General features: G+C 72.8%; 14 protein-coding genes. 5 read left to right on the forward strand and 9 right to left on the reverse strand.

Annotation, left to right across the window (positions count from 1 at the left end; translation table 11 throughout):
- Positions 1-37: 37 nt before the first annotated feature.
- Positions 38-1,069 (forward strand): hypothetical protein, encoded by a 1,032-nt coding sequence (locus OHU34_RS30945; protein WP_405769411.1) that lies wholly within the window; start codon positions 38-40, stop codon positions 1,067-1,069.
- A gap of 58 nt (positions 1,070-1,127) precedes the next feature.
- On the opposite strand, the gene OHU34_RS30950 is transcribed toward OHU34_RS30945, so the two are convergent.
- From OHU34_RS30950 to OHU34_RS30970, 5 genes are all read right to left on the reverse strand, one after another.
- The gene (locus OHU34_RS30950) at positions 1,128-2,600 is read right to left on the reverse strand and encodes a phytoene desaturase family protein (protein ID WP_405769414.1); all 1,473 of its coding nucleotides are present in this window, start codon (positions 2,598-2,600) and stop codon (positions 1,128-1,130) included.
- A gap of 38 nt (positions 2,601-2,638) precedes the next feature.
- The gene (locus OHU34_RS30955) at positions 2,639-3,256 is read right to left on the reverse strand and encodes a DUF4126 domain-containing protein (RefSeq protein WP_142263796.1); all 618 of its coding nucleotides are present in this window, start codon (positions 3,254-3,256) and stop codon (positions 2,639-2,641) included.
- 430 nt (positions 3,257-3,686) lie between these two features.
- The gene (locus OHU34_RS30960; RefSeq protein ID WP_020129949.1) at positions 3,687-4,313 is read right to left on the reverse strand and encodes a TetR/AcrR family transcriptional regulator; all 627 of its coding nucleotides are present in this window, start codon (positions 4,311-4,313) and stop codon (positions 3,687-3,689) included.
- A gap of 44 nt (positions 4,314-4,357) precedes the next feature.
- Complete coding sequence (locus tag OHU34_RS30965; RefSeq protein ID WP_405769417.1) at positions 4,358-6,442, reverse strand: YhgE/Pip family protein; 2,085 nt, start codon at positions 6,440-6,442, stop codon at positions 4,358-4,360.
- Entirely contained in the window at positions 6,414-7,385 is a 972-nt protein-coding gene (locus OHU34_RS30970) for an ATP-binding cassette domain-containing protein (protein WP_405769419.1), read from the reverse strand. Before OHU34_RS30970 ends, OHU34_RS30965 begins: the two co-directional genes overlap by 29 nt.
- 175 nt (positions 7,386-7,560) lie before the next feature.
- On the opposite strand from OHU34_RS30970, the gene OHU34_RS30975 reads away from it, so the two are divergent.
- The 3 genes from OHU34_RS30975 to OHU34_RS30985 all read left to right on the forward strand — a co-directional run bounded on the left by OHU34_RS30975 (position 7,561) and on the right by OHU34_RS30985 (position 9,833).
- The gene (locus tag OHU34_RS30975; RefSeq protein WP_142263793.1) at positions 7,561-8,124 is read left to right on the forward strand and encodes an SAV_6107 family HEPN domain-containing protein; all 564 of its coding nucleotides are present in this window, start codon (positions 7,561-7,563) and stop codon (positions 8,122-8,124) included.
- Between the two features lie 191 nt (positions 8,125-8,315).
- Complete coding sequence (locus tag OHU34_RS30980) at positions 8,316-9,143, forward strand: methyltransferase (protein ID WP_054242857.1); 828 nt, start codon at positions 8,316-8,318, stop codon at positions 9,141-9,143.
- A gap of 276 nt (positions 9,144-9,419) precedes the next feature.
- Positions 9,420-9,833, forward strand: a complete 414-nt coding sequence (locus tag OHU34_RS30985; protein ID WP_020129944.1) for a DUF3040 domain-containing protein — start codon at positions 9,420-9,422, stop codon at positions 9,831-9,833.
- Between the two features lie 270 nt (positions 9,834-10,103).
- On the opposite strand, the gene OHU34_RS30990 is transcribed toward OHU34_RS30985, so the two are convergent.
- From OHU34_RS30990 to OHU34_RS31005, 4 genes are all read right to left on the reverse strand, one after another.
- On the reverse strand, positions 10,104-12,626 hold the full coding sequence (locus OHU34_RS30990; protein ID WP_142263792.1) for a DUF3488 and transglutaminase-like domain-containing protein: 2,523 nt from the start codon (positions 12,624-12,626) through the stop codon (positions 10,104-10,106).
- The gene (locus OHU34_RS30995; protein WP_142263791.1) at positions 12,623-13,987 is read right to left on the reverse strand and encodes a DUF58 domain-containing protein; all 1,365 of its coding nucleotides are present in this window, start codon (positions 13,985-13,987) and stop codon (positions 12,623-12,625) included. Before OHU34_RS30995 ends, OHU34_RS30990 begins: the two co-directional genes overlap by 4 nt.
- On the reverse strand, positions 13,987-15,018 hold the full coding sequence (locus OHU34_RS31000; RefSeq protein WP_142263790.1) for a MoxR family ATPase: 1,032 nt from the start codon (positions 15,016-15,018) through the stop codon (positions 13,987-13,989). The genes OHU34_RS30995 and OHU34_RS31000 overlap by 1 nt, the downstream gene beginning before the upstream one ends.
- Positions 15,019-15,288: 270 nt before the next feature.
- Positions 15,289-15,897 carry a carbonic anhydrase gene (locus tag OHU34_RS31005; protein ID WP_200839654.1) on the reverse strand — a complete coding sequence of 203 codons (609 nt, stop codon included), beginning with the start codon at positions 15,895-15,897 and terminating at the stop codon, positions 15,289-15,291.
- Between the two features lie 262 nt (positions 15,898-16,159).
- Here OHU34_RS31005 and rsmH point away from each other — a divergent pair, with 262 nt between their 5' ends.
- Positions 16,160-17,116 carry a 16S rRNA (cytosine(1402)-N(4))-methyltransferase RsmH gene (gene rsmH, locus OHU34_RS31010; protein ID WP_142263788.1) on the forward strand — a complete coding sequence of 319 codons (957 nt, stop codon included), beginning with the start codon at positions 16,160-16,162 and terminating at the stop codon, positions 17,114-17,116.
- Positions 17,117-17,142 lie beyond the last annotated feature (26 nt).

Consider the following 17,142-nt stretch of genomic DNA (forward strand, 5'->3'; position numbering starts at 1 on the left):
GACACACTGCGTAGCGGCCACTGGGAGAGGGGCGTACATGGGCTGGACGGTCCTCTACATCGCGTTTGGCTTTGTCGCGCTGTGGCTGCTCGGCGAGGTCCTGCTGCAGTACAAGGCGCGGCTGCGCTGGCGGTTGCTGGCTTTCGTCGGCTTCCTCGGCGTGGTCCTCGGTGTCCTGATCCCGTCGGTCGTCGTCATCGCACTGGGCGCCGCCGCCTTCGCGGTCGGCCAGACCTACGTCACGCTGTCGTTCCGGCGCGGCTTCGCCGAGGGCTGGGCCTTCCGGCGCGGGGACGCGGATGCGGACGGTGAGGGCGGGGCCGTCACCAAGCGGCGCCGCGGCAAGGCCGAGCGCAAGGACCCGACGCTCGAGGTCTCCGGTCTGGAGGCGGGCGAGCCCGGTAGCGGCTCCGATGCGCAGTACGGCACCGACGACGTGGCGTTCGGCCAGGACAGGAACGCCTTCGGTGACAAGAGCGTCTTCGGCGACGACGACTACGACCGGGACGACGTCTTCACGCCCGCGGCCCGTGGCGCCGACCCCTCGGCCGCCGAGACCACGTCCGTGTACGAGCCGCAGCCCCTGCCCGACGACACCGGCTCCTACGGCATATACAGCGACACCGCGTACGCGGCCGCGGGCGGCCAGGGCCAGCCGCAGGGCCAGCCCCAGGACCAGTACGCGACGGCCGCCCAGGGCACGGACCAGAACTACGGGTACGACACGTACTCCGGGTACCACCAGCAGCAGTACGGCTACGACGCCACCGGTGAGCAGCAGTACGCCGCCTACTCCGACCCGTACATCGGCACCCAGACCTACGGCGGCGGTTCCTACGACGCCGGCTACGGCCAGCAGCAGTACGGGCAGCAGGCCTACGGCCAGGAGCAGTACGGCACCGGCGGCTACGGGGAGACCCCGGCCGGCGGCGTCTGGGTCCCGCAGCAGCGCAGCACCGACGACCCGCTGGGCGGCGAACTCCCGCCCGAGCAGCAGTACCCGTACCAGGGCGACGGCCAGCAGCAGCACGGCCAGGGCAACGGCTACGACGAGCAGTATCGGTTCTGACGGCCGCGTCTTCTCGGGAGCGCCTGCTGTCGGGGCGGCCGCCGGGAGGCCCGGTGGCTCACTGCGAGCCCCGGAACTGCGGGCCCTCCACGATCAGTCCGGACACCAGCGCGCCCGACATGCCCGCGTGCGGCAGTCCGCCGCCCGGGTGCGACCAGCCGCCGACCGTGAACAGCCCTTGCAGGCCTGTGGAGTTGGCGGGATGCAGCAGCCTCCCCCCGGCCGCGGCCAGTGCCGGCGCCGGGACCGCCCCGCCCGCCGCGCCGGTCTCCCGCGCGATGTCGGCGGGGGTGCGCACCTCGCGCCACAGGACGCGGTCGCGCAGACCGGGGACGGCTCGCTCGGCGGCCGCGACCAGCGCGTCCACGTGCGCCTCGTGAATCTCCGCGCCCGCGGGCACCACCGCACCGAGCGTGACCGCCTCGTGGGCGCCGTCCGGGACCAGGGCAGGGTCGTCGGGCCGCAGAACCGTCACCGTCGGCCGCGCGGGCACTGACGGCGCCGTACCGAAGAGGCTCTCCAACTCGCCGTCACGGTCCACCGAGTGCACCACCGTCCGGTGCGCGGTCCCCTCCGGCCGGGCGCCGCGCAGCGCGAGCAGTACGGTCAGCCGGCTCGGCAGGCCCTGCTGGGGCGCGACCTCGCCGTCCGCGCGGGCGGGCAGACCGCCGGCGCTGCCGGGGGCGACCACGAAGTCCGCCTCCCGCACCTCGCCGTCGGCGAGTTCCACGCCCACCGCCCGGCCGTCCTTCTCCAGGATCCGGGTGACCTCGGCGCCGAAGACGAACTCCACCCGGCGGGCCAGGCACCGCTCGTGGACCGCGCGGGCCAGCTCGCGCATTCCCCCGCGCACGTACCAGGTGCCGAAGGCGTGCTCCATGTACGGCAGCACGGCCGCGCTCGCCGGGGTGACCCGCGGGTCCAGGCCGTACGCGAGCGCGTGGCCCTCCAGCAGCGCGGTGAGCCGGGGGTCACGCAGCTCCCAGGCGCCGACCTCGGCGAGGGTGCCCGCCCGACGGGTGCGCAGCAGGCGCTTGTGCGGGACCGCCGGGTAGGGCTCGCGGGCGGCCAGCACCGACCAGTCGTCCCACAGGGGCTCCTCCAGGAGCGGACGGCGGGTGCGGTCCCAGGCCTCGCGGGCCCGGACCAGGAAGTCACCCCAGCGCTGCCCGGCCGGTGCCCCGAGCGCCGCGTCCAGCGCCGCGACGACCCCCGCGCGCGAGGCGTTCGGCAGCGCCACCTCCGTGCCGTCCGCGAAGACGTGCCGTGCGGACGGATCGACCTGGACCAGCTCGACGCAGTCCTCCAGCGGCTCCTTGCCGGTCTTGACGAAGAGGTCGCGGTAGACGGCGGGAAGGGGCAGCAGACCGGGACCGGTGTCGAAACCGAACCCGTCCCGCTCGAAGCGGCCCACCGCTCCGCCGTACGTCTGCGTACGCTCGTACACCGTCACCCGGTGGCCCGCGACGGCCAGCCGGGCGGCCGCCGTCAGCGCGCCCATCCCGGCGCCGATCACCGCAATCCCTGCCATGCCCGCGACTTTATCGGCCGCCACCGACAGTCACGCCGTCAGCCCGGTGGCGGCGGCCACGGGAGCCGGGCGAGCCGACGTTCCTCCCGCCGCTGCGCCCGGCGCCGCAGGAACCGGCGGATCCGCGAGACCAGCAGGAAGAGCACCGCCAGACCTGCCAGCAGCAGCGCCCCCGCGATGATCGCGGCCGCTTCCGGGTGGAACATCGCGAACGTCACGATCCCGGCGACCCCGAGATCCTCGGCCAGGCTCACGATCACGTTGCTGAACGGCTCCGGCGAGGAGTTCACCGCCATCCGGGTGCCGGCCTTGACGGCGTGGCTGGCCAGCGCCGTCGAACCGCCGAGCAGGCCGGCCGCCGCGTCGGAGAGCGAACCGCTCTGCCCGGCGAGCACCGCCCCGACCCAGGCTCCCGCCGCCGGCCGGACGACCGTGTGCACGGTGTCCCACGCGGAGTCCACGTAGGGGATCTTGTCGGCGACCGCCTCGCACAGGAACAGGAGGCCGGCGGCTATGAGCACCTCGGGCCGCTGGAGCGTCTCGGGGACGTCCTCGCTCAGCCCGGTCGCGCCGAACACGCCGAGCAGCAGCACGACCGCGTAGGCGTTGATGCCGCTGGCCCAGCCGCTGGTGAACACAAGGGGGAGTACGGACACGGACGCGATCGTAACCAGTCGGCCGCGCGGCGTCCTGGGGATGAGTGCGCAGAGCTGAGTACGCGTACCTAGTGAGTGAGTTGAGTACGCGCGCGGATGGGGGCGGACCTGCGCGAACGAGAGAGTGGTGGCACGGAAAGAGGCGCGGCTCCGGCACCGGCGACACGGGGCGCCGGAACGGAGCGGCCCTCGATCCGCTCCTTCCGCCGGCCGGTTCGGCGGGAGTGAGGCGCGGGGGGCACCCCGGGGGAACGACCGCACGGGGGAACGACGGGGGAGGGAACGGGGGAACGGGGGAACGGGGGAACGGGGGAGCACGAGGAAGCGCCGGTTCGAGGCGGCCCACGGGGGACGGGGCCACCGCGGACCGGCGCTTTCGTGTGCCCACGCGCGCGTGGCGCGGTTCGGACCCGCACCACGCGCGCGTGGGCTACCGGTGACCGCTCACCCGTCCCTGGAGCAGCCGGGACAGCGCCGAGTGGACGTCGTCCAGGGAGCGCTCCGGCTGGAAGGCCTGCCAGTCCAGGGCGGCCACCAGCACCATGCCCACCAGGGCGGCCGCCGTCAGCGGGACATCGATCTCGTCGCTGAACTCGCCGTTCTCGACGCCCTCGCGCAGCACCCCCTCGACGACGGCCACCGCCTCCTGCCGGACCACCATGAGGGTGGACTGCCAGGCACGGTTGGTGCGCCACAGCTCGGCCACGTAGAGCTGGGTGAAGGACGGGTAGCGGTCGATGAAGACGAGGCCCGCGCGGACCATCGCGTCCAGGGCGTCGACCTTGCTGCCGCCGTCCCGCGCGGTGCGCTCGGCCGCCTCCCGAAGCGAGGCGGTGAGGAGGCCCACGCCGTGCCTCAGCAGTTCCTCGAAGAGGACCGACTTGCTCGCGAAGTTGTAGTAGACCGTGCCCTTCGCGACGCCGGCCCGTTCGGCGATCTCGTCCACGGTCGTCGCGGAGAAGCCCTGCTCGGCGATGAGCGTGACGGCTGCCTCGTAGAGCTTCTGCCGGGTGGCCTCGCGACGGGTGCTGCCGCCCGGGGTGGTGCTGCTTTCCATGGTCCTGATTGTCACAGGAACCCGGCCCGCCGGACGCCGGATCGTCACAGGCTCAGCTCCGGGTGCAGTCGGTCCAGCGTCCACACCTGGCGGCGGCGCGCCGACAGGGCGGTCAGCGCGAGGGCGCCCGCGGTGAAGGCGACGAGCACCACGCACGCGTGCCACACCGGTGTCAGGCCGCCGCCCGTGATGAGCCTCCTGAGCGCGTCGACGACGTGACTCATCGGCAGGTAGGGGTGGATCGCGTTGAAGAAGCCGGGGCTGGTCTGCACCGGATAGGTGCCGCCCGCCGACGTCAACTGCAGCATGAGCAGGGCGAGTACGAGGATCCGGCCCGCCGCCCCGAAGCGCGCGTTGAGCCACTGCACGAGGGCCGCGAAGCACGCCGTCACCAGGAACAGGAAGCCCACCGTGCCGGCCGCCCGCGCCATCTCCAGGCCGATCGCCCAGTGCAGCACGGCCATCAGGGCCGTCGTCTGGAGCACCCCGATCGCGACCACCGGCAGCCAGCCCGCCAGCGCGATCCGCCACGCCGGGGCGCCCGAGGCGAGCGCGCGCCGGTTCATCGGCGCGATCAGCATGTACGCCACCATCGCGCCCACCCACAGCGACAGCGGGATGAAGTACGGGGCGAAGCCGGTGCCGTAGTTGGGCGCTTTGTGCAGGTCCTTGGAGGCGAGCTGCACCGGGTCGGCCATGACGGCGGTGCGCGCGTCGCGCTGCTGCGTGTCGTAGTCGGGAATCTGTTCGGCGCCGTCGTGCAGGCCGTCGGCGAGCTTTCCGGAGCCGTCGGAGAGCTTGAAGATGCCGCCGTTGAGGTCCTGGGCGCCCGTTTCGAGCTTGGTGACGCCCTCGTCGAGGTCGACCGACCCCGTCTTGGCCGTGCCGAGCCCGGTGTGCAGCTTCTTGGCACCCTTGGCGACCTTCGCGGCGCCCGTGTTGAGTGCGTTGACCTTGGTCACGGCGTCGTCGAGGTCCTCGGAGAGGTGCGGGGCGCTGTCGGCGAGCGACTGCGCCTGCTTCTGGAGGGCGGCGAGGTTCGTCCGGAGCGTCTTCAGGTCGCCGTCCTGGTCGGCGATCAGCGTGTTGAGGTCGTCGGCGACCTTCGCCACGTCGGCGGCCGCGTCCTTGGCCTTCTTCAGGTCGGCGCACGCCGGGTCGGGCAGTACCGGCGTCTCGCAGCGCGCTTTGTGGACGGCGGCGAGGGTGTCCGAGGCCGTGTGGGCGCCCTCGGCGGCGGTCGGCGCCAGCTTCACCAGGGTGGCGAGGTTGTCGCGGATCACCTTGGCCGAGTCGGCGACCAGTTGGGCGGTGTCCCCGATGGTCTTCTCGTTGTCCTTGACGAAGGGCCCCAGCGTGTCGGCGACCCCGTTCACCTTGTCGGCGAGCGTCTGGGTGCCGTCCGCGACCTTCTGTGAACCGTCCTCCAGGTCGTCGGCGCCCTTGTCGAGCTTCTTCAGGCCCTTCGCCAGCTTGCCGCTGCCGTCCTTGGCGTCGCTCAGCCCGTCGGCGAGGTCCTTGGAGCCCTTCTCGGCCTTCCCGATGCCGCCGGTGAGGTCGTCGGCCCCGTCGGCGGCCTTCGCCGTCGCCCCGTGGATGTCGGAGAAGGAGACGAAGATCTTGTCCAGGAAGGACCGCGAGGTCTTCGTGGACGCGGCCGTGCGCACCTCGCTGAAGACCGTCCGCGAGATCTGTCCGACGATGTAGTTGTTCGCGTCGTTGGTGCGCACCTGGAGGGCGCTCGTCTCGGGCGAGTCGCCCGCGCTGGAGGCGATCCGCCCGCTGAAGTCGGCCGGCATGGTCAGCGACAGGTAGTACCTGCCGTCCTCCACGCCCGCGCTCGCCTCGGCGGCACTCACCTCGTGCCAGTCGAAGACCTCGCTGTCGCGCAGGCCCTTGGTGATGTCGTCCCCGGCGGTGATCCTCTTGCCGTCGGCGGTGGCGCCCTTGTCGTCGTTCACGAGCGCCACGGGAATGCGGTCCAGGCGCCCGTACGGGTCCCAGAAGGACCACAGGTAGAGCGCGCCGTACAGCAGGGGCAGCAGCAGGAGCGCGACGAGGGCGGCCCGGGGAAGTTTGCCCCGGCCGAAGCGCCGCAGCTCAAGCGCGGCCAGTCTCGGCGATCGCATCCGTCTTCTCCTCTTCCTGCTCGGACCCGGTGGGCTCGGTGGACCTGGTGGACCCACCGGACTCGGTGGACTCGGCTGTCGTTCGGGCGGATTCGGCGGCGGGTTCGTCGCAGGACTCGATGCCGGCCCCTTGGCCACGGGCCTCGTCGGCGTCCTCCCGGTCAGAGGCCTCGTCGGCGTCCTCCCGGTCAGAGGCCTCGTCGGCGTCCTCCCGGGCACGGGCCTCGTCGGCGTCCTCCCGGTCGAGCGGGGCGGCCTGCGGGTCGGTGGAGACCGTGACCGTGCCCTCGGGGGCCTCGCCGCACACGGCGAGGACGGTCGTCCCCGCCTCGGTGAGGGATCCGAGCAGCGCCCAGACCTCCCCCCGCTCGGCGTCCGTCAGCTTCAGGTCGATGTCGTCGACACCGAGCAGCCCGGGGCGTCCGATGAGCGCCAGCGCCACGGACAGCCGCAGAGCTTCGATGCGCTCCAGATCGCGGACGGCGGTCCGTGAACCCTTGGGCAGGGCCTCCCGGTCGAGACCGGCGGCGGCGAGCGCGGTGTCGATCCGCAACCCCACCTCGGCCGCCCGCTCCGCGCGCGGTCGCAGCAACTCCCGTACGGGGCCGCCGAACCGCCGCTCCAGCAGCGCCCGTTCGCGCAGGTGCTCCCCGACGGTCAGGGCCGGGTCGAGGTCGGTGACCCCGGCGACGTGTGCGAGCGCGCTGACGCGCCGCACGGCGGCCAGTTGCTTCGGCAGCCGTGCCCCGCCCACGGTCGCCGTCCCCTCGTTGGCCTTCATCCGCCCGGTGAGGGCGAGCAGCAGACTGGTCCGCCCGGAGCCGGACGGCCCCTCGACGGCGATCAACGAGCCCGGCTCCGCGTCGAGGCCGACGCCCCGGAACGCCCATCCGCGAGGGCCTCGGAGCCCGAAGCCGTCGGCGGTGACACCGACTCCGTCCACAGGTCCCCCTGATTGACGACTATTTGAACTGACTGGTCAGTGCAAAAACTAGCCCGAACCTTCGATCGAAGCAAAAGCCCAGGTCAGAACGGATTGTCAGTGCCATACCCCACGATGGGCACATACGGCAACCCGTATCAGGGCGTGCCGTCACACAGACGACAGGAGGTTCGTCATGGCCACCTACCACGCAGCCGCCGCAAACCGGCGCCGCGCCGCCGGCCCTGCCCCCTCACTGAACGGCCCGGCGAGCGATGTGCACCCCGTGCTGCGCCGCACCACGGCCCCGCCCGCCGCCCTCGACCTGCTCGCCCAGGCCCGCGCCGGGCTGGACGAGGCGGCCGTCCTCGAAACCCCCAACGAGCGTTACGCCACGGCGCATCTGGCGGCCCTGCGCACCGCGGCGGCCGTGCTCGCCGCCCGGGGCCGCCCGGATCCCGCCCCGCGCCGCCGGGCCCGCATCCGGAGCGCCTGGGAAGTGCTCCCCGAGATAGCGCCCGAACTCACCGAGTGGAGCGCGCTCTTCGCCTCCGGGGCCCGGCGCCGTGCCCGGGCCGAGGCGGGCATCCAGGGCGCGGCCACCCGCCGGGACGCCGACGACCTGATACGCGACGTGGCGATGTTCCTCCGCCTCGTCGAACGCATGCTGGTGCTCCAGCCGGTCCTCCCGCAGCCGCGCCAGGAGGGGGACGACCCGAACGGCTCCGGTGCGGGGCGCGACCTGCCGGACGCGGGCTGACATGCCCTCCGCCGGGGCGCACCACCGTGACCGGGCGATGGCGCCGGAGGCAATAGGGTGGAAGACGCCTGAAGCCTTCCCTCGGCCCACCCCGCCCCGCCCGCTCACCGGGCCGGGTCGGATCGGGCCGGGAAGGCAGCCCGTTCGCTCCGCCGCGCAAGAGGCGGTGCCGCGCCGAGGAGTCAACTGCCGTGTCGGACCCGATGCGCCCGCCCGTCTCCCACCCCAGCCCGCACCCGACGCCGCTACGCTCCGACCCCCCTCGGCCCCGCGCCGCCCTCCGTACGGCCGTGGTCTGGGAGGTCCTTCAGGACGCCCTCGAGCGCCGGGTCAAGACGACCGGGCGTGAGTCGCTCGACGTCCTCGACACCGGCGGCGGCAGTGGGAACTTCGCGGTGCCCGTCGCCCTCCTCGGGCACCGGGTCACCGTCGTCGACCCCAGCCCCAACGCGCTGTTCGCCCTGGAGCGCCGCACCGCCGAGGCCGGCGTCGCCGACCGCGTGAAGGGCGTCCAGGGCGACGCCCACGGGCTCTTCGACGTGGTCGAGCGGGGCGGCTACGACGCGGTCCTGTGCCACGGCGTCCTGGAGTACGTGGACGACCCGGCCGAGGGCGTCCGCAACGTGGTGGCCGCGCTGCGTTCCGGCGGCGTCCTCAGCCTGCTCGCCGCCGGCCTCGGCGGAGCCGTGCTCGCGCGCGCCCTCGCCGGCCGCTTCAAGGAGGCCCGGCAGGCCCTCACCGGCCCGGACGGCCGCTGGGGCGAGGGCGACCCGGTGCCGCGCCGCTTCACGGCCGAGCAGCTCACCGCCCTGGTCGAGGGCGCGGGCCTGCGGGTCGGGTCGGTGCACGGCGTGCGGGTCTTCGCCGACCTCGTCCCCGGTGTGCTCGTGGACACCGAGCCCGGCGCCATGGAAGCCCTGCTGAAGCTCGAGGAGGCCGCCGCCGAACTCGCCGCCTTCCACTCCGTGGCGACCCAGCTTCATGTGCTGGGGGAGACGCAAGGGGCCGACGGGAGCTGAGCGCCTCCTGGGGCGCACCGCTGATCAGGGCCTTGGCAGCGCATGGAGTACGCCACAGGCCCCCCGTTCGGGCGCAGTGCGCCGTATGATCGAGGGAGACCGCCCGGCATGACGGGTCGGCTCCTGGGGAATGGAATCCTCAGCGGGCCGGGACGTCCATGACGGGCTCCGGTTGGCCAATTGGCGTAGAGGGGCGGGTTTCACGGGGGCGATTCCCTGCCTATCCTGAAGGGACCCCCCGGGTCGCCCCGGCGACTGCACGATGAGGAGGACTCCGTGCCGCTCTCGGAGCACGAGCAGCGCATGCTCGAGCAGATGGAGCGAGCGCTGTACGCCGAAGATCCCAAGTTCGCGTCGGCGCTCGAGGGAAGCGGGCTGCGTACGTACACCCGGCGGCGGGTCTACCAGGCGGTCGCAGGCTTCCTCGTGGGTATCGCGCTCCTCATGGCCGGCATGGTCGCCAAGCAGGTCTGGCTGAGCGTGGTGGGCTTCCTCGTCATGCTGGGCTGCGCGGTTCTCGCCGTGACCGGCTGGCGCAAGGCGCCCAAGCCGGGCGAGCAACCCGCGGCAGGTGCCGCAGGAGCCCCGGGTACCCCGCACAGTCGTGGTCAGGGCCGGCAGAAGCGCTCCATGATGGACCGGATCGAGCAGCGCTGGCAGCGCCGCCGTGACGAGCAGGGCGGTCACTGACCGCAGCACCACCCCCATGCGAAGAAACGTTGAGGGGGCGACCACCCGGCCGGGTGGTCGCCCCCTCAACGTTTCGGTTCCGCCGTCCCGGCCGCCGCGTCCGCGGCTCTTGCAGAGCCCGTGCAAGCCGTGCGGGCCCTGCTCGGCCGGTGCTCGGCACAGGTGGCGGTGCTCGGCACGGGCCGAACGGTGTTCAGGTCGGGCTCGGGCCTGGCTTACGCGGAGCTCGGGCCGAGCACGGGCCCATCCGGACGCCGGCTCGGCCCTTTCTCAGCCGCTCTGCTCCTGGCTCTGCGGCCCGGACGAGCGGCGCACGAGAGTCGTCAGACGGGCCGCCCAGGACGCCTTGAGGGCCGTCCAGCGGTCGTTGAGGTCCCAGACCGCACGGATGGCCGAACGCGGTGCCACGACGGCACGCACCCGCGTGGTCCAGCCGACCCGCTCGCGCAGGGCCCCCCGCACCTTGCGCACCTCGTCGGCCAGGCCGCCCTCGGCCCTGGGCTCCGGAGCGAACAGCACCTGCTCCACGGCGCCGGCGACCCGGTGCACCGAACGGCCCACCGACTCGTCCAGCTCCCCGATCCGGACGATCCGCGCGGCCGCTCGCCGCGGGGTCAGCGCGTCGTCCGGCTCGATGCCGTAGTCCCAGGCCGAGTCGGTGAGCTCGCGCCACACCGCCAGCACATGCCCGACGGCCGCCTCACCGGCCTCCTGCGGCGGCACGTCCAGCAGCACCGCCGGACCGGGGTCGCCCGGCTGCCGGCCGTCCCCGCCCGCACCGCCGTCCTTGCGCCCGCCCGGAGGTGCCCCGGCGGGCGAGGGGGCGGAGTGCTGGGCGGACGCCAGCCGCACCGCACGTCGTCTCAGCCGCCACAGCATCGGCAGCAGCGGCAGGGCGAGCGCCGCCGCTCCCAGCAGCGTCCAGCCGGCGACCTCGTACCAGGGGGTACCGCCGCCGTCCTGCTCCGTCGGGTCCAGCGGCAGCGCGGCGGCGCAGCCCTCGATCTTCTTGTCCTGGGCCGAGCAGGTGGTGCTCGCCGACGGCTCGGTCGAAGGCGCCGCGTCCGCCGAACGGGAGGCCTGCGGCAGGTCGGGGACGGCCTCGCCCGAACTGTCCGGCAGCGTGTACGTGGGCGTCGTGCCCCGGGTCGGGGTGGGCTCGAAACGGGTCCAGCCGACGCCCTCGAAGTACAGCTCCGGCCAGGCGTGCGCGTCCTTCAGGCCCACCGCCAACGAGCCGTCCGCCTGCGGGGACCCCGGCGCGAAGCCCACCGCGACCCGCGCCGGTATGCCCAGCGTGCGGGCCATCGCGGCCATCGCGAACGAGAAGTGGACGCAGAAGCCCTGCTTGTCCTTCAGGAAGCGGGCGATCGCGTTGGGGCCGCTGCCGACCTCGACCTCGGTGTCGTACTCGAAGCCCCCCGTCACAGCGAAGTAGTCCTGGAGCGCGACCGCCTTCTCGTAGTCGCTGGTGGCGCCCTTGGTGATCTCCCGGGCCTGCCGCGCCACCACCGCGGGCAGGGAGTCCGGGACCTTGGTGTAGGTGCTCTTCACGGAGCCGGGCGCCTCGGGCGCCGAGGCCAGCTGCTCCGCCGTCGGCTGCACATCGAGGCTCGTGACCTGGTACGTCTTGCCGCTGGTCTTCTGGCCGTGGTCGCCGACCAGGGTCATGCCGACCGGCTCGTACCGCCAGTTGCCCTTGATCTGCACGCTGCTCGGCGGGTACGGCATCGGCAGCCAGTCCTGGCCGTAACCGGCGGCGGCCGCGATCCGGGTCGTGACCTCCGTGCGCTTGACGTCCTGACCCAGACCGGTGGGAGAGGGGAACTCGTCCGGCACGGCGATGATGTGACGCTTCGCCGGCTTCCACGTCGTGCCGTCGAAGTCGTCCAGCGACACGATCCGCAGGTACATGTCCGAGATGTTGCTGGTGGTGGTGCGCAGGGTCAGGACCGTGCGGTCCTCGTCCACGTTCAGGCTGTCGCGCAGCGACACCAGCGGGTTGACCGCGGAGATCGTGCCCCCGCTGCCGTTGCCCGCGCCGACGCCGGTGCCCGCCCCGTCCAGCAGGCCGCCCTGTATCGCCGGCAGCGGCAGGAGCGGCACCACGAGGGCGACACCCAGCGCGGCCATGCCGATGCGGCGGCCGGTGCGCACCGGGGCCACCGGGCCGGACGGTGCGCCCGGACCGCGCGGTGCCCCGCCGAAGACCCGGCCCCACTGCGAGAGCCGTTCCCGGCCCTCGGCGAGCAGCAGCATCAGATAGCCGGCCGCGGCGACCAGGAACCACAGCCAGTCGGTCACCCCGTCGGACAGGCCCGCGGCGACCGAGTACAGCGCCAGCAGCGGCAGGCCGGCCGGGGCGGCGTTGCGGTAGGTCACCGCGAGGGTGTCCACCGCCAGGCCGATCACCAGCACCCCGCCGATCACCATCAGCCGGATGCCGTCGGACAGCGGGGCCGGGATCGCGTACCGCCCCACGTCGTCGGTGCCCGTCTGGAGCAGGTCACCGAAATGGCGGAAGGCCTCCGGGCCGGGGATCAGGCCGGCGAGGGCGTGCTCCCGGGCGAAGAGCAGGGTCAGCAGTACCAGCGTGACCAGGGTCTGGGCGGCCACGGTCAGCGGCCGGGCCAGCGGCACCCGTCGGGTCGCCGCGCCCACCCCGGACTGGACGGCCAGCAGGAACGCCGCCTGGAGGAGCCAGGTCGCCGGGGTGACAAGGGGCAGCAGGGCGCACGAGGCCATCAGCGTCGCCGCCGCCGAGCACAGCGTCAGTCGGGCCCGCCCGCTCATGACCATCCCTCCCCGCCGCTCGTCGTCATCACGCCCGCCCGCTCGCGGTCCGCCTGGCGCCACAGCTCGTTCAGCGGAGCGCCCCGCGGCACGCCGAGGGCCGTCCAGCCCGCCTCGCGCAGCATCCGCAGCCGCTCCTCCTGCCTGTTCATGGGATCGGAGGCGCCGTTCGGTTCACGCGCCCAGCTGTCGCCGTCCAGCAGGAAGGCGACCGCGCCTCCGCTGCGCTGGCGCATCTTCGCGGCCACCGCCGCCTGCTCCTCGTCGAGATCGCCGAGGAAGGCCACCAGCAGTCCCTCGTTGCCGCCGCGCAGCACGTCGTAGGCCCGGGACAGGCCCGTGCCGTCGGAGTGGTCGACCACCGCCAGGGTGTCCATCATCAGCCCGGCAGCGTCCGCCGACTCCTGGCTCGCTCCGGCGAACCCGTCGGAGCCCTCACCGGGCACCGAGTTGCCCGTGTCCGTCAGCAGCCGCACCGAGAAGCCCCGCTCCAGCATGTGAACCAGCACGGACGCGGCGCCCGAGACCGCCCATTCGAAGGCGGAGTCCGGGCCCGCGCCCTGGTAGGAGAGGCCCCGAGTGTCCAGCAGCACCGTGCAGCGGGAGCGTTGCGGCTGCTCCTCGCGGCGCACCATCAGCTCGCCGTAGCGGGCGGTCAGACGCCAGTGCACCCGGCGCAGGTCGTCGCCGTAGCGGTAGCCGCGCGGGATCACGTCGTCCTCGCCGGCCAGCGCCAGCGCGCGCAGCCGTCCGTCGCCGTACCCCTTGGCCTCGCCGCTCAGGCGGACCGGGGACAGTGGCTCCACGCGCGGGATCACGGTCAGCGTGTCGTAGGTGGAGAAGGCCCTGGTCAGTTCGCACATGCCGAAGGGATCACTCAGGCGCAGCTGCAGCGGGCCCAGCGGGTAGCGGCCGCGCAGGTCGGAGCGGACCCGGTAGGACACCTCGCGGCGGCCGCCCGCCTCGACCCGGTCCAGGACGAACCGTGGACGCGGACCGAGCACGTACGGCACCCGATCCTGGAGCATCAGCAGGCCGGTGGGCAGCCGCGAGACGTTGTCCATCCGCAGGTGGACCCGTGCCTCGCTGCCGGCGGGCACCCGCGCGGGAGAGAGCCGACGGCTGCCGGCGACCCGGTAGCGGGTGCGGTAGACGACGGCCGCGCAGATCAGCGGCAGCGCGGCCAGCAGCAGCCCGACCCGCAGCAGGTCGGGCTGTCCGAGCACATAGGCGCAGATGGCGGCCGCGATACCGGCGGCGAGGAAGGAGCGGCCGCGGGTGGTCAGACCGGCCAGGGCCGTGCGTGCGCCGCCCTTCTCCCCGTGGCCCGTGGACGGCTGCCCGGTGCCCCCGGCGGTCATCACAGCCTCCGCGACTGCTGGCCGTACGCCTGTGTGCCGTGGCCGAGTCCGTACCCGTGCTGCTGGGGGCCCGCGGGCACCGAGGTGCGCTGGATGATCTCCTCGACGACCTGCTCCGCCGTGCGGCGGTTCAGCTGCGCCTGCGCGGTGGGCAGCAGACGGTGGGCCAGGACGGCCACGGCGAGGTTCTGCACGTCGTCCGGGAGCGCGTAGTCCCGGCCGCTGAGGGCGGCGGTCGCCTTGGCCGCGCGCACCAGGTGCAGCGTCGCGCGCGGCGAGGCGCCGAGTCTGAGGTCCGGGTGGGTGCGCGTGGCGGAGACCAGGTCGACCGCGTAGCGGCGGACCGAGTCGGCGACGTGGACACCGCGGACGGCGTCGATCAGCTTCACGATCTCGTGGGCGTGCGCGACCGGCTGCAGGTCGTCCAGCGGGCTGACCCCGCCGTGGACGTCGAGCATCTGGAGCTCGGCCTCCGGGCTCGGGTAGCCGATGGAGACACGGGCCATGAAACGGTCGCGCTGGGCCTCGGGCAGCGGGTAGGTGCCCTCCATCTCGACCGGGTTCTGGGTCGCCACCACCATGAAGGGACTGGGCAGCTCGTACGTCGTCCCGTCGATGGTGACCTGGCGCTCCTCCAGCGACTCCAGGAGCGCCGACTGCGTCTTGGGCGAGGCGCGGTTGATCTCGTCGCCGATCACGATCTGCGAGAAGATCGCTCCCGGCTTGAACTCGAATTCCCGGCGCTGCTGGTCCCAGATGGACACCCCGGTGATGTCCGAGGGCAGCAGGTCGGGCGTGAACTGGATACGGCGGACCGAGCAGTCGATGGACTTCGCCAGCGCCTTGGCCAGCATCGTCTTGCCGACGCCCGGCACGTCCTCGATCAGCAGATGCCCCTCGGCGAGGAGCACGGTCAGCGAAAGCCGTACGACCTCGGGCTTGCCCTCGATCACTCCTTCCACCGAACTGCGGACACGCTCCACAGTGGCGGTCAGATCTGTGAGGCTCGCTCGCTCGTCATAGGTCGTCACCCGGCCCTCCTCGGCCCAAACTTTCTCCGGGCCGACGCTCTGTGCGGCAAACCGGCCCACCCCGAATCACGGACGCCGTGCACGAACTGCTCAGCGTGACGTCACACCCGCATTCTTGCTGCCGTTACCGATTCGTGTCACTCGCCTGTGGACAACTGTCCGCGTTATGTCGGTGTTATGACTATTTGGGCGTCCGAGGTGCCGAAATCAACAGCGAAACGACAGCGAACGACGGCGTCCGTGAACGGTCGCACAGGCCGGCGGTAGCGATCAGGCGGGGTCGATCTCGCGCAGCAGGCCCGTCTTCACGTCGAACACGAAGCCGCGCACGTCGTCGGTGTGCAGCAGGAACGGGGAGGTGCGCACCCGCTGCATCGACTGCCGTACGTCCTGGTCGACGTCCCGGAAGGCCTCCACCGCCCAGGCCGGACGCTGGCCGACCTCCATCTCCAGCTCGGTGCGGAAGTCCTCGGTGATCGCCTCGAGGCCGCAGCCGGTGTGGTGGATGAGGACGACGCTGCGCGTGCCCAGCTTGCGTTGGCTGATGGTGAGCGAGCGGATCACGTCGTCGGTGACCACACCGCCGGCGTTGCGGATCGTGTGGCAGTCGCCGAGTTCGAGGCCGAGCGCCGCGTGCAGGTCGAGGCGGGCGTCCATGCAGGCCACGACCGCGACGTGCAGAACGGGGCGGGCGTCCATGCCGGGGTCGGAGAAGGCGCCCGCGTACCGCTCGTTCGCCTCGACGAGGCGGTCGGTGACGGTGTCGTCCGTTATGGCGTCTTCGGGCCGTGCGGGAACCGATGCAGAAGTCGTCATACCGATGACGGTACTGGTCACGCGCGTTCCGGGCCTGCTGTGAGAACGGAAAAAGAGTGTCATCACGTGCTCTTTGTGAGGTAAGCCACAGAGGAGGCGGGGAGGGGGATCCCGTCGGGCCGCGCCGCGCAGGCCGGTTGATTGACCGCGAGACACCGTGGACTAAAGTGACGCGAAGCGGGAGGCGACGATCTCCCTGCTGGACTGAACCCCGTGAGACCCCGGCCCGGCCGCCGGAGATCTCCCCGCGGCGCCGGCAGGCCTTCCCTTCCTCAGGGGGCGGGGACCCGGCGATGCGTACACCCGCCGGATCTGAGAGGGCCCCTTGAGTCACAGTCGACACGTCCCGGTGATGCTCCAGCGGTGCCTGGACCTGTTGGCCCCCGCCCTCCGGCGGCCGGGATCGGTGGTGGTCGACTGCACGCTCGGCCTCGGCGGCCACAGCGAGGCCCTGCTGACGCAGTTCCCCGAGGTCCGGCTCGTCGCCCTGGACCGCGACAAGGAGGCGCTGCGCCTGTCCGGTGAGCGCCTCGCCCCGTTCGGCGACCGCGCCACCCTCGTGCACGCCGTCTACGACGAACTGCCCGACGTACTGGACCGGCTCGGCATCGCGCGCGTGCAGGGCGTCCTGTTCGACCTCGGCGTCTCCTCCATGCAACTCGACGAGGCCGACCGCGGCTTCGCCTACGCCCAGGACGCCCCGCTCGACATGCGGATGGACCAGACGACCGGCGTCAGCGCGGCCGAGGTCCTCAACACGTACCCGCCCGGTGAACTGGTGCGGATCCTGCGGGCGTACGGCGAGGAGAAGCAGGCCAAGCGGATCGTCTCCGCGGTGGTGCGCGAGCGCGACAAGGAGCCGTTCACCAACAGCGCGCGGCTCGTGGAGCTGATCCGCAACGCCCTTCCCCAGGCCGCCAAGCGCACCGGCGGCAACCCCGCCAAGCGCACCTTCCAGGCGCTGCGCATCGAGGTCAACGGGGAACTCTCCGTCCTGGAGCGGGCCATCCCGGCGGCGGTGGAGGCGATCGACGTGGGCGGGCGGATCGCCGTCCTGTCGTACCAGTCGCTCGAAGACCGGCTCGTGAAGCAGGTGTTCGCGGCCGGTGCCGCCAACACCGCGCCCCCCGGGCTGCCGGTCGTCCCCGAGCGCTACCAGCCCCGGCTCAAGCTGCTCACCCGCGGTGCCGAACTTCCCACCGAGGAAGAGATCGCCGAGAACCGGCGTGCCACCCCGGCGCGCCTGCGCGGGGCCGAGCGAATCAGGGAGTCCATCGAATGACGGGCGTGAGCCGAGGGTTCGGAATT

Origin of the sequence: Streptomyces sp. NBC_00080 (assembly GCF_045041255.1) — a bacterium.
Taxonomy (GTDB): Bacteria; Actinomycetota; Actinomycetes; order Streptomycetales; family Streptomycetaceae; genus Streptomyces; species Streptomyces coriariae.

Bases quoted from the DNA above. Each gene is read 5' to 3' on its own strand.
- OHU34_RS30945 (WP_405769411.1), top strand. From the start codon at position 38: ATGGGCTGGACGGTCCTCTACATCGCGTTTGGCTTTGTCGCGCTGTGG.
- OHU34_RS30950 (WP_405769414.1), bottom strand. From the start codon at position 2,600: ATGGCAGGGATTGCGGTGATCGGCGCCGGGATGGGCGCGCTGACGGCG.
- OHU34_RS30960 (WP_020129949.1), bottom strand. From the start codon at position 4,313: ATGGAAAGCAGCACCACCCCGGGCGGCAGCACCCGTCGCGAGGCCACC.
- OHU34_RS30965 (WP_405769417.1), bottom strand. From the start codon at position 6,442: ATGCGATCGCCGAGACTGGCCGCGCTTGAGCTGCGGCGCTTCGGCCGG.
- OHU34_RS30975 (WP_142263793.1), top strand. From the start codon at position 7,561: ATGGCCACCTACCACGCAGCCGCCGCAAACCGGCGCCGCGCCGCCGGC.
- OHU34_RS30990 (WP_142263792.1), bottom strand. From the start codon at position 12,626: ATGAGCGGGCGGGCCCGACTGACGCTGTGCTCGGCGGCGGCGACGCTG.
- OHU34_RS30995 (WP_142263791.1), bottom strand. From the start codon at position 13,987: ATGACCGCCGGGGGCACCGGGCAGCCGTCCACGGGCCACGGGGAGAAG.
- OHU34_RS31005 (WP_200839654.1), bottom strand. From the start codon at position 15,897: ATGACACTCTTTTTCCGTTCTCACAGCAGGCCCGGAACGCGCGTGACC.